Origin of the sequence: Croceibacter sp., from assembly GCF_002716225.1 — a bacterium.
GTDB lineage: Bacteria > Bacteroidota > Bacteroidia > Flavobacteriales > Flavobacteriaceae > Croceibacter > Croceibacter atlanticus.
Genome location: NZ_PAZX01000011.1, coordinates 185,652 through 198,066, shown reverse-complemented (window position 1 = coordinate 198,066; position 12,415 = coordinate 185,652). Strand labels below are relative to the sequence as shown.

Below are 12,415 nucleotides of genomic sequence, written 5' to 3'. Positions count from 1 at the left end.
AGTTAAGAATTGAAAATCTTAGAGATTTAGAAAATATTGACTTTAGGATTATTTTAAGCTAAATTCTTTACAAACGTTAATTAGAGGTGTAGCTAACTCTAAAATTTTGTAAAAATTAGTCCAAATTATACATTGGAAGCTCTTTTAAAAAGGTGTAGGATTCGGTATCCACATTCATTTGGCAGTAATAGTGTTGTAACCCATTAGTAACCATAAGATACTTAGCATTTAAAGTGAGATTGTATCTTGCAATTTGATCGAAAGTTTCTTGGTTAATTTTAATATGTGGTGCCTTGCACTCCACAATTAAATGAATACCGGCATCTTTATTAAAAGAGATAATATCGTATCGTTTAGACATACTATTAACCTTCACTTCTTTCTCAACATTAATATAAGATTTAGGAATGTTAAGATCCTCAATTAAAAATTGCACACAATGTTGTCTTACCCATTCTTCTGGTGTAAGAACAAAGAATCTTTTGCGAATCTCATCGAAGATATGCACCTTTTTTTCGGTACTTTTGAATCGGAACGCGTAGCGTGGAAAGTTAAGTGGCATCATCACAATACAAAGGTAAACTACCATATACAAACGACAAGATAATTTTGGCATTACAAGATTTACAAACAATACTAACTGATATAAAGAATAGAAAGTTTAAGCCTTTCTATTTTCTATATGGCGAAGAAGCTTTTTTTATAGATCAGATTTCAGATTATATAGAAGATAATGTTTTAACTGAAGAAGAACGAGGTTTTAACCAAATGACGCTATATGGCCGTGATGTCTCTGTAGAGGATATTGTAAGCAATGCCAAGCGTTACCCGATGATGGCCGAACGACAGGTAATTATTGTAAAAGAAGCTCAAGATTTATCTAGAACTATTGAAAAGTTGGTAAGCTATGCGGAAAATCCGCAGCCTACAACATTACTTGTTGTTTGCTACAAGTATAAAAAACTTGATAAACGAAAAAAACTATACAAAGCGCTTAATAAAGAAGGCGTATTGTTTGAAGGTAAAAAACTATATGACAACCAAATTAGTCCTTGGATTATACGTACATTAAAATCTCAAGGTTATGGTATAACTCAAAAGGCGTCTCATATGCTGGCAGAGTTCTTGGGATCAGATTTAGGTAAAGTAAGTAACGAGTTAAATAAATTGAAACTTATATTACCTAAGGGTACAGAAATTACACCAGAACATATTGAAGAAAATATTGGGATAAGTAAAGACTTCAATAATTTTGAATTACAAAATGCAATAGGAGAGAAGAATAAATTAAAAGCACACCGCATAATTAATTACTTTTCGCAAAACCCTAAAGACAACCCTATTGTACTCACTAGTGCATTGTTATTTAGTTTTTTTAGCAAACTTTTACAAGTTCACAGCTTATCTAATATAAACGACAAATCTGTGGCAACAGCTTTAGGAATAAGTCCTTACTTTTCTAAAGATTACATTACTGCGGCTAGAAATTACTCAATGAGAGATTCTAGTAAGGCTATATCTTTATTAAGAGTTATGGATTTAAAAAGTAAGGGCGTAGACTCTAATGCAATACCAAGCGGAGATCTCTTAAAAGAATTTTTAGTAAAAATAATGGATTAATATGTCTACATCTTTATTTACGTCTTGGGTTATGGCAGCAAGGCTTAGAACATTGCCATTATCATTATCTGGTATAATAGTAGGAGCTTCGATAGGCATTAAAGCAACTCAATCTTCTTCTAACTTATTATTATCTTCAATATTTTGGCTTGCTATAGCAACCACTTTAGGTTTACAGGTACTTTCTAATTTTGCCAATGATTATGGTGATGGTGTAAAAGGTACAGACAATGAAGAGCGTATTGGTCCTAAACGCGCAATACAAAGTGGCTTAATATCTCATAAGGCCATGAAAAATGGAATTATTCTTACATCTTTAGTTACACTTGTTCTGGCACTGCTACTTATTTACACAGCTTTTGGAAAGGATAATTTTATATTATCTGTAGTGTTTTTTGCATTAGGCATTGCAGCAATTGTTGCAGCTATTAAATATACAGTAGGAAACTCTGCCTATGGTTATAAAGGATTAGGAGATGTTTTTGTGTTTATATTTTTTGGACTGGTGAGTGTTGTAGGTTGTTATTTTCTTTACACTAAGGCCTTAAACTTTACAGTTTTCCTACCTGCAATAACTATAGGCTGTTTAAGTACAGCAGTTTTAAATTTAAATAACTTGAGAGATATTAATAGTGACAAAAACTCTGGTAAACACACGCTCGTTGTAAAAATGGGATGGCATAAAGCTAAAGTGTATCATCAATGTTTAGGGATTTTAGCATTGCTATCTTTTTTAGTATATACCTGCTTAACCTATAATACATTATGGAGTATACTGCCATTAGTTTCCTTTATTATATTGGCTATTCACTTTAATAAAGTTAGAAAAACAGAAGAACCTATGTTCTTAGATCCAGAACTTAAAAAAGTAGCACTAAGTACGTTTTTGTTTGCAATACTATTTGCAGTGAAGCTTTTAGTTTTTAATGCATAGCTAATAGAGTATATTTACTAAAAATGTAGAGTAGTTGAGAATCTTTTTAACGTGTTTATTTGTTTTAATTTTTAGCTTTCAGAATTTACTGGGGCAAGACACTTCTTTAACAGAGACCAAAAAAGACACTCTTTTAAAACAACATGAAAATGTAGAGAAACTACTAGGCATGTGGTATGATAAGCGCCAAGGAGACACTTCTGTTTTTACCTATTTAACACCACAAGAATGGGAGACTGTATTAGAACACCATTATTACCAAACTGCTATAGATGCTAATCTAAAAGACAAAATAGGTTTTCCTTTAGCATCAACTTATCATAGTCTAACAAAGTTTAGTAAGGCATTACCAATTCTTGAAACTTTAAAAACTAAGAAAGATAATTTTAGTTTTGAGAACTACAGTTATATTTTAATAATGCTTGAGGAAATATATAGAGCTAATGTAGATCTTGCGAAAGCCATTGAAATAAGGGAAGAGAGAATTAGGTTAGGATACATTAAAACGTTTTATGATTTATATGCAGATGTTGGTCTTTATGATATAGCTGTTCAGGATTTTAAAGATTTAGCCTATAAGCCAGAAAATGGTTCGTTTTCTAAAATGACTTACTATAAGAAATTAGGTGAGCTGTTTTTTAAAGCTTATAAAATTGATAGTGCTAGAGCAAATTTTAAAAAAGGTCTTAAAGCTCTTGAGCCAATTTTAAACACTAAAGACTACGAAGAGAAATCGTGGTATATAGAATACACCAAACAGTTTTATTATAACCAGTTAAAAGGGAACATTATTGCTTGTAATATTGAGCAAGATAATTTTAATAATGCTATCCCTATACTTAAAGAAGATATTGAAGAAAGCTATACCATTAATGATGTAGATAATAGAATTCACAAGTGGTTGTTGATGGCTAAAGTTTATTTGCACGAACAAGATCTTAATGAAGCTAATAAGGTTTTAGACAGTGTTTTTGAACGAAAGAGACAAAAATCGATTTATAATGCAGACCTTACATATCTTAAACTAAGAGGAGATTATTATAAACAACTTAATAAAGTAGATTCTTCGGCATTTTACTATAGAAATTTTATTGATTTACGAGATTCCTTAGATATCATAAGCAAGAAAAATCAATCTATAGTGTTATTATCTTCATTAGAAAATAGCACCCAACGCACAATAATTAAGAAACAACGATTAGAGTTATTAAACCAAGCTGCTAAACGAGATTTAAAACAACTTCAAACAGTTTTAATGATTTTTGTATTGGTTACTTTAATTATACTTATAGTAGTTTTTTATAAAAATTACAGTTTTAAAGTAAAAGCACGATCAAAGATTAAGACTCAAAATGAAGAGCTAATCATTAAAAACGAAGAAAATGAACTGTTATTAAAAGAGGTTCACCATCGTGTAAAAAACAACTTGCAAACAATTTCTAGTCTATTAGGGTTGCAAAGTAATACGGTGGAAGATGAAGCTACCAAAAAAGCCTTTCTTGAAGGGCAAAATAGAGTACACTCTATGGCACTTATTCATAAACGATTATATGAATCTGATCAATTTGGTGAAATAACCTTTAAGGATTATGTAGAGCAACTATGTAGTAACCTTATTTCATCTTTCGGAAAAACAGATGTTACTAACTATATTATTTCATCAATAGATAAGTTAGATGTAGAAAAAGCGGTTCCTATAGGTCTTATTGTAAATGAGATATTAACCAATACCTTTAAATACGGTCAATCTAAAGACGGATCTGTAAAGTTTAATATCACATTAACCTCAAATGAAACTCATTACACATTAAGCTTTCAAGACTTTGGTAAAGGGTTTAATATTAAAGATGTCCAGAAATCAAACTCTTTAGGACACCGTTTAATTGAGTTACTCTCAAGACAGCTTGATGGTGAGCTTAAAGTAAAATCTAGTTCAAAAGGAACTTCTTACAAACTTATATTCCCTAAGGAAATTCAATAAATTTAAAAATTTATAATTCTGAATGACAGCGCAATATTTTAAACATACTTTACAATTTAAACAAGCTAGCGGAACCTCAAGAGGCATCTTGAAAACAAAAGACTCATGGTTTTTAAAAGTCACTAATGACGATGCTATAGGAATTGGAGAATGTGGATTATTAAAAGGTTTAAGTGTAGATGACAGAAAGGATTATGAGTATACATTAAACTGGGTGTGCAGCAATATTCATTTAGGTTTACCTAAACTATATAAAAAATTGGAAGAGTTTCCCTCTATACAATTTGGGTTAGAAATGGCATTTAAGTCTTTAGAATCAGAACATCCATATGAGCTTTTTCCATCTGATTTTACAAAGGGAAACGATAGTATTCCTATAAACGGATTGGTCTGGATGGGAGAAAAAAGCTTTATGAAATCTCAGATAGAAACTAAGATTAAAGAAGGTTTTAAGTGTATTAAATTAAAAATAGGTGCAATCGATTTTCAATCTGAAATAGAGTTATTGAAATATATACGATCTCAATTTTCTGAAAAAGATATAGAGATTAGAGTAGATGCCAATGGCGCATTTTCTACTAAAGATGCTTTAGAAAAGCTAAAGACCCTTAGTGAGTTTAAATTACATAGCATAGAGCAACCTATACAACAAGGCCAGTGGCAAGAGATGGCTAAACTTTGTGAAAAAACACCGTTAGATATAGCTTTAGATGAAGAGTTAATAGGTGTTTTTAAATCTGAGAATAAATCTAGGTTACTTAATACAATAAAACCACAATATATAATTCTTAAGCCTAGCTTAATAGGTGGCTTTAAAGGTTCAAAGTCTTGGATCTCATTAGCCAAGTCTCTTAAAGTTGGATGGTGGTTAACAAGTGCTCTAGAAAGTAATGTTGGATTAAATGCAATTTCTCAATTCACCTATAATCTAGACACTTCTATGTATCAAGGATTAGGTACAGGTAGCTTGTACACCAATAATTTTGAATCTCCTTTATACATAAAAAAGGGCCATATATGTTATGACCCTAATTTAAATTGGAATGTGTCTTTTAAGGATTAAACCTTAACAATCATCTTACCTTGATTTTTCCCGTCAAATAAGTCAATAAAAGCTTGTGGAATATTATCAAAACCTTCAACTATAGTTTCAGAATAGGTTAATTTATCTTCTTTTAACCATTTTCCTAATTGTTGCATACCTTCCTTAAATTGAGATTGGTAATTACCAATTGTAAATCCTTGCATAGACACACTATTTTTTATTAAGATAGGTTCAACTCTTGGTCCTGTAGGTGTTTCGGTATCATTATAAACTGAAATAGCACCACAGTTTATCACTCTTGCGTTTCTAGCAATATTAGCTAAAACAGCATCTGTAATATCTCCGCCAACGTTATCAAAATAAACATCAACGCCATTAGGAGCTGCAGAAGCTATGGTCTCTTTCATATTGTCTGTAGTCTTATAATTAATAGCTTCATCATAACCAAACTTGTCTTTTAAAAGCTCAACTTTATCATCTGTACCAGCTGTACCAATTACTTTGCAACCTTTAATTTTTCCAATCTGTCCTACAACTGTACCAACTGCACCAGCTGCGCCAGACACAACTAAGGTTTCGCCATCTTTTGGTTCACCAATTTTAGTTAAACCAAAATAAGCTGTAAGACCTGTCATACCTAAAATTCCTAAATAAGCCGTTGCTGGCGCTAAATCTGTATCAATTTTATTTAGTTGTTCTCCATAAGTAGTTTGATATTTTTTCCAAGCTAACATTCCAGTTACTAAATCACCTTCCTTAAAATTATCGTTTTTAGTTTCTATAACTTCAGCAATAATATGTGAGGTTATAGGCTCATTAAGTTCAAACGGTTCTATATATGATTTTTGATCTCTCATTCTTCCGCGTAAATAAGGATCTACAGAAACGTACTTTGTTTCTAATAAAATCTCACCATCTTTTGCAGAAGGTTTCTCGCTTTCTTCAAATTTAAAGTCAGATTCTTGTGGGCGACCTTCTGGTCTGTTATTCAATAATATAGTAGAATTCATAATTATAGTTTTTTGTGTATTTCAAAGTTATCTAGGATAATCTTCTTCCGCCAAAATTGGGTCCTAAAATTTAGTTAAGCCTTATTTTATAAATGCTAACCTATGTTATTATAAAATATAACAATTATATAATAGTAACATACCATAATCCCTTTGTAAGTTTTACCTACAAAACCCTACTTTTGTATTAGACTATTACAAGAACTATGAGCGAAACAACTGAAAGAATTAAATGCCTGATTATTGGTTCTGGACCAGCAGGATATACAGCAGCAATTTATGCAGCTAGAGCAGATATGAACCCTATCATGTATACTGGTATGGAACCTGGAGGACAATTAACTACAACAACAGAAGTAGATAATTTCCCTGGATACCCAGAAGGTATAGATGGACCTACTATGATGGTACAATTACAACAACAAGCAGAACGTTTTGGTACACAGGTGCGTATAGGTATGATTACTGAAGTAAAGTTTGCTACTGAAAAAGGTGGTATTCATAAAGCACAAGTAGATGGTGATAAGTGGATTGAAGCAGATACTGTTATAATTTCGACAGGAGCATCTGCTAAATACTTAGGTTTAGAAAGTGAACAACGCCTACGTGGCGGTGGTGTATCTGCATGTGCAGTGTGCGATGGTTTCTTCTATAAAGGTCAAGATGTGGCTATAGTTGGTGGTGGAGATACTGCAGCAGAAGAAGCTACATACTTATCTAAAATATGTAATAAAGTAACAATGCTAGTGCGTAAAGATGAAATGCGTGCAAGTAAAGCTATGCAACATAGAGTAACAAATACAAAGAACATAGATTTACGTTACAACACAGAGATTGATGAAGTTTTAGGAGAGCAAGTTGTTGAAGGTTTAAGAATGAAAAACAACCAAACTGGCGAAAAAGAAACTATTGATATTACAGGACTTTTTATCGCTATTGGCCATAAGCCAAATACAGATATCTTTAAAGGACAAATAGATATGGATAATACAGGTTATATTGTTACTAAGCCAAAAACTACAGAAACTAATATTCCTGGTGTATTTGCAAGTGGAGATGTTCAAGATAAAGAGTATAGACAAGCAATTACTGCTGCAGGTACAGGTTGTATGGCAGCTTTAGATGCTGAGCGTTATTTAGCAGATGTTGGTGCAATTGAAGAAGTAAGCACAACGACTAACTGGTAAATAATCTGTTATAAAATTAAAAAGGTCTGCTTTATTAAAGCAGACCTTTTTTTGTTTAATAGTTTTTGAAGGGTTTACTCAAAACTCTGCATGTCTACTAATTTTTTATAAGTTCCATTTAGTGTTAGTAACTCGTCGTGCTTGCCAACTTCAACAATTTCACCTCTGTGCATGACTACAATTTTATCTGCATTTTGAATAGTTGATAAACGGTGTGCAATAACCAATGATGTTCTGTTTAGCATCATGTTTTCTAACGCACTTTGTACAAGACGTTCACTTTCTGTATCTAGAGCGGAAGTAGCCTCATCTAAAATCATAATAGGTGGATTTTTAAGTACTGCACGAGCAATAGAGAGTCTTTGTTTTTGACCTCCACTTAATTTATTACCACTATCACCAATATTAGTATCAATACCTTTTGGCAAGTCTTTTACAAACTCCCAAGCATTTGCGATTTTAAGAGCTTCAATAATTTCTTGATCTGTAGCATCTTGTTTACCTAATAGTATGTTATTCTTTATAGTGTCATTAAATAATATAGAATCTTGTGTTACTAAGCCCATTAAATGCCTTAGAGATTTCTTTTTAAGATCTCTTATGTCTACACCATCAATAGTAATCTCACCATCATTTACATCGTAAAAACGTGTTACTAGGTTGGCTATGGTACTCTTACCACTACCAGATTGTCCTACCAAAGCTACAGACTGTCCTTTAGGAACGGTAATGCTAAAGTCTTTTAAAACATAGTCATTCTCATACTTAAAGTTAACGTTCTTAATATCGATATTGGTAGTAAAATCTACTTTATCCTTAGCATTTGGTTTATCCTTTAAAGGTGACTCTGTTTCTAAAATTTCTAGGACACGCTCTGCTGCTGCATTTCCTTGTTTAACATTATAACTAGCCTTAGAAATTGCCTTAGCTGGAGTTAGTATGTTGTATGCTAATGCCATAAATGTGATAAACTCTGGGCCATCAAAGCTGCCTTCAACCAGCACTAAGCGGCCACCATAATATAGGAGCACAGAAATAATTCCTATACCTAATACTTCACTAACAGGTTTTGCTAAGTTGTTTCGGTTAACTAAGCTATTTAAAAATTTAAAATGTCTGTTTGTTGACTCTTCAAATTTTTCTGTAAAATACGCTTCAGAATTAAATCCTTTTATCACTTTTAAGCCACCTAAAGTTTCTTCTAATACAGAGAGTAAGACACCTTGTTCTTTCTGGACTCTATCAGATTTTTTCTTTAAAGATTTACCGACCAAGGAAATTAAAAATCCAGATACCGGAATAAAAATGAGCACAAAGATGGTAAGCTTAACACTTAGCGCTAACATAAATATTAAAGTGAAGATTATTGTTAGTGGTTCTCTTACTATAAGCTCTAAGATAGATAAAAATGAATGCTGAATTTCCAAAACATCACTAGTCATTCTTGCAATAGTATCACCTTTACGTTTTTCAGAGTAAAAGGAAATAGGAAGTTCTGTTATCTTATCATACAATGTGTTGCGAATGTCTTTTAAAACACCATTTCTTAAAAAGGTGATAAAATACATGGCAAAATAACTAAAGAGATTCTTTAATATAAATAAGCCTAGAACTAAGCAGATTACAATAATTAAAGCTTGCATTTTGTCTGTGCCAGCTACATTTGTAATAAAGTAGTTCAAAGAGTTTTCTGCATAATCCTTAATATTTGTAATACCTGTATATACAGGCTTTTCGGTTACCTTTATATCTTCAGGATCAAATAATACCTGCATCATAGGTATTAGTGACATAAATGCCAGACCACTAAACAATGCATATAAAATATTGAAGAATATATTTAAAAAGGCATAGCGTTTATAAGGTATCGCAAACCTCATTATTTTTTTAAAATAATTCATAGAATATATTTAACTCAAACCAAGTTGAGATTTTATTGAAGCAATTTTTGAATTTAAAATAGCTGTAGTTTCGTCTATAGTTTCTTTAGAAGATAACGTGCTATTTACACTTATATAAAACTTAATCTTAGGTTCTGTTCCACTTGGCCTTGCAGCTATTTTAGTGCCTTTATCTGTATAGTAAATAAGAACGTTAGATTTAGGGATATTTAACTCTGTCGTTTTTTTGGAAACAGGGTTTAAAGATGTAGAGTTTGCATAGTCTTCCATCTTTACAACAGTTTCGCCTGCTATAGTTTGTAAAGGGTTGTTTCTTAACTCGATAAGCATTTGCTTTATTTCTTCTGCACCATCTTTGCCCTTTTTCACAAGAGAGATTAATTCTTCTTTATAATAGCCAAATTCTGAGTAAAGGTCGTGAAGTTTGTCTAGTATAGAAGAGCCTTCAGCTTTTAATTGAGCCGCTATCTCACACGCTAATAGAGTAGAGGTTACCGCATCTTTATCTCTCACAAAATCTCCAACCATAAATCCAAAGCTTTCTTCACCGCCACCAATAAAATCTAAATCTGGTAAATCTTTTATCATTTTAGCAATCCATTTAAAGCCTGTGAGACCTTCATGGTATTGAGCACCATAAGCTTCTGTCATAACCTTTAGCATAGGTGTAGAGACAATAGTGGAGCCTACAAAAGTATCATTATGTAATTTTCCTGCTTTTTTCCATTGTTCAAGCAAAAACCAAGTCATTACCACCATGGTTTGATTACCATTAAGCAAAACCATTTGATCTTTACGATCTCTTACAGCGATACCTAATCTATCTGAATCTGGATCTGTACCAATTACAATATCTGCATTTATAGCTAAAGCTAAATCTGTAGCCATTTTTAAGGCTTCAGGTTCTTCTGGATTAGGGGATTTTACTGTTGGAAAATCGCCGTTCGGCTCTGCCTGTTCCTTTACAATATTCACATTGTTATAACCTGCTCTTTCAAGTACTTGTGGTATTGCAGTTATCGATGTACCGTGTAAAGACGTGAATACGATATTAAGATTTTCTTTAGCAGAATTTGGGGTATTAAAACTACCATTATCTACAGATGCAGCAAAGAAGGCTTCATCAATAGTGCAGTCTATATAAGTAATGCGTTCATCTTGTCCTTTAAATAAAATGTCTTCATACTTTAAAGAATCTATTTCATTTATAATAGCAGCATCTTGTGGTGGCACCAATTGACCGCCATCTTGCCAATACACTTTATAACCATTATACTCTGGCGGATTATGACTTGCAGTTAATACAATACCGCAATGACAGTTTAAATATTTTACTGAAAAAGATAACTCTGGAGTTGTTCTCAAGTCTGAAAATAGAAACACATCTATACCATTTGCAGTAAAAACATCTGCCACAGTCTTTGCAAGAGACTTACTATTATGCCTGCAGTCATAAGCGATAACAACCTTAAGTTGCTCGCCGTTAAACTGCTGTTTCATAAAATTAGAAAGGCCTTGTGTGTTTTTTCCTAAAGTATATTTATTAATTCTGTTTGTGCCAACGCCCATAATACCGCGCATACCACCAGTGCCAAATTCAAGATTTTTATAAAAACTATCTTCAAGTTCTGTAGGATTATTTGTAATTAGGTGATTTACTTTTGCAGTAGTATCAGCATCAAAAGTCGAGGTCATCCAAGAGTTGGCCTTTTTTAAGATGGCTTGGTCGTTAGTCATGAGTCAATAAATTTTGTGTAAAAATACGAAAAACCAATGTGGTAAATTACGCTATGGTTTCAGCTATTCTATAACGTTCTTGTTGGCGTTTACTTCTTAGTATAAGTTCTCCTAAAAAGCCTGCCAGGAATAATTGAGTTCCTATTATCATAGTAGTTAAGGCAATATAAAACCAAGGATTGTTGGTAACGAGTATTGCTGGTAAACCTTGAGCCAGTTTATAGAGTTTTGAGATACCAATATAAATTGCAGAACAAGATCCTATAATAAACATAAGTACACCTAGTGCGCCAAATAAGTGCATTGGTCGTTTTGCAAATCTAGATAAGAACCAAATGGTAATAAGATCTAAGAAACCATTAATGAAACGCTCTGCTCCAAATTTAGTTGTCCCATATTTTCTGGCTTGGTGCTTAACTACTTTTTCTGTAATGTTAGTAAATCCAGCATTTTTAGCTAATACTGGTATATAACGATGCATTTCTCCATAAACATCAATATTCTTCACAACAACTTGATTGTAAGCTTTTAAACCACAATTAAAGTCGTGAAGCTTTACACCAGATGTTTTCCTTGCGGCTGCATTAAAAAGTTTAGAAGGTAGGTTTTTAGTGAGCTTAGAGTCATAACGCTTTTTCTTCCAGCCAGAAACAAGATCATAACCATCTTTGATAATAAGGTTATACAATTCTGGAATTTCATCTGGACTGTCTTGTAAATCTGCATCCATTGTAATTACCACATCACCTTTTACGCACTTAAAACCTGCGTGCAAAGCTTGAGATTTGCCGTAATTTCTATTAAAACGTATGCCTTTTACATTTTTGTCTTGTTGGGAGAGCGCAGTAATTATTTCCCATGAGTTATCTGTACTGCCATCATCTATAAACAGAAGTTCATATGAAAATGAATTGGACTGCATCACAGATGCAATCCAATTATAAAGTTCGTTTAAAGATTCGCCTTCATTTAAAAGCGGAATGACAATAGATAACTGCAT

The 12,415-nt window shown here is 32.5% G+C and carries 10 protein-coding genes; 5 read left to right on the top strand and 5 right to left on the bottom strand.

From position 1 onward, the window contains the following. Positions 1-115: 115 nt before the first annotated feature. Positions 116-565 (bottom strand): type I restriction enzyme HsdR N-terminal domain-containing protein, encoded by a 450-nt coding sequence (locus tag CL818_RS09475; protein WP_041241005.1) that lies wholly within the window; start codon positions 563-565, stop codon positions 116-118. Positions 566-609: 44 nt separating this feature from the next. Here CL818_RS09475 and holA point away from each other — a divergent pair, with 44 nt between their 5' ends. From holA to CL818_RS09455, 4 genes are read left to right on the top strand one after another with little or no spacing between them, the layout of a single operon-like run. Continuing rightward, positions 610-1,620 carry a DNA polymerase III subunit delta gene (holA, locus tag CL818_RS09470; RefSeq protein WP_286972803.1) on the top strand — a complete coding sequence of 337 codons (1,011 nt, stop codon included), beginning with the start codon at positions 610-612 and terminating at the stop codon, positions 1,618-1,620. Between the two features lies 1 nt (position 1,621). Further along, entirely contained in the window at positions 1,622-2,554 is a 933-nt protein-coding gene (gene menA, locus CL818_RS09465; protein WP_272973859.1) for a 1,4-dihydroxy-2-naphthoate octaprenyltransferase, read from the top strand. A gap of 34 nt (positions 2,555-2,588) precedes the next feature. Next, positions 2,589-4,535, top strand: a complete 1,947-nt coding sequence (locus tag CL818_RS09460) for a sensor histidine kinase (protein ID WP_272973858.1) — start codon at positions 2,589-2,591, stop codon at positions 4,533-4,535. Positions 4,536-4,557: 22 nt separating this feature from the next. Beyond that, positions 4,558-5,598: an o-succinylbenzoate synthase gene (locus tag CL818_RS09455; protein ID WP_272973857.1), complete on the top strand. Its 1,041-nt coding sequence runs from the start codon at positions 4,558-4,560 to the stop codon at positions 5,596-5,598. Here CL818_RS09455 and CL818_RS09450 read toward each other — a convergent pair. Then, a complete protein-coding gene (locus CL818_RS09450) occupies positions 5,595-6,590 on the bottom strand; it encodes an NADP-dependent oxidoreductase (protein WP_272973856.1) in 996 nt (331 codons plus the stop codon). The genes CL818_RS09455 and CL818_RS09450 overlap by 4 nt on opposite strands. A gap of 206 nt (positions 6,591-6,796) precedes the next feature. Here CL818_RS09450 and trxB point away from each other — a divergent pair, with 206 nt between their 5' ends. Next, the gene (gene trxB, locus CL818_RS09445) at positions 6,797-7,777 is read left to right on the top strand and encodes a thioredoxin-disulfide reductase (RefSeq protein ID WP_013187990.1); all 981 of its coding nucleotides are present in this window, start codon (positions 6,797-6,799) and stop codon (positions 7,775-7,777) included. 74 nt (positions 7,778-7,851) lie between these two features. Here the strand turns inward: trxB and CL818_RS09440 are convergent, their stop codons facing one another. The 3 genes from CL818_RS09440 to CL818_RS09430 are packed head-to-tail and all read right to left on the bottom strand — an operon-like array spanning position 7,852 to position 12,415. Then, entirely contained in the window at positions 7,852-9,678 is a 1,827-nt protein-coding gene (locus CL818_RS09440; protein ID WP_272973855.1) for an ABC transporter ATP-binding protein, read from the bottom strand. 9 nt (positions 9,679-9,687) lie between these two features. Next, positions 9,688-11,415, bottom strand: a complete 1,728-nt coding sequence (locus CL818_RS09435) for a phospho-sugar mutase (protein WP_272973854.1) — start codon at positions 11,413-11,415, stop codon at positions 9,688-9,690. Positions 11,416-11,461: 46 nt separating this feature from the next. Then, entirely contained in the window at positions 11,462-12,415 is a 954-nt protein-coding gene (locus CL818_RS09430) for a glycosyltransferase family 2 protein (protein WP_013187987.1), read from the bottom strand.

Excerpts from the sequence above, each read along its gene's own strand:
- CL818_RS09475 (WP_041241005.1), bottom strand. The coding sequence starts at position 565 with ATGATGCCACTTAACTTTCCACGCTACGCGTTCCGATTCAAAAGTACC.
- menA (WP_272973859.1), top strand. The coding sequence starts at position 1,622 with ATGTCTACATCTTTATTTACGTCTTGGGTTATGGCAGCAAGGCTTAGA.
- CL818_RS09455 (WP_272973857.1), top strand. The coding sequence starts at position 4,558 with ATGACAGCGCAATATTTTAAACATACTTTACAATTTAAACAAGCTAGC.
- CL818_RS09450 (WP_272973856.1), bottom strand. The coding sequence starts at position 6,590 with ATGAATTCTACTATATTATTGAATAACAGACCAGAAGGTCGCCCACAA.
- trxB (WP_013187990.1), top strand. The coding sequence starts at position 6,797 with ATGAGCGAAACAACTGAAAGAATTAAATGCCTGATTATTGGTTCTGGA.
- CL818_RS09440 (WP_272973855.1), bottom strand. The coding sequence starts at position 9,678 with ATGAATTATTTTAAAAAAATAATGAGGTTTGCGATACCTTATAAACGC.
- CL818_RS09435 (WP_272973854.1), bottom strand. The coding sequence starts at position 11,415 with ATGACTAACGACCAAGCCATCTTAAAAAAGGCCAACTCTTGGATGACC.
- CL818_RS09430 (WP_013187987.1), bottom strand. The coding sequence starts at position 12,415 with ATGCAGTTATCTATTGTCATTCCGCTTTTAAATGAAGGCGAATCTTTA.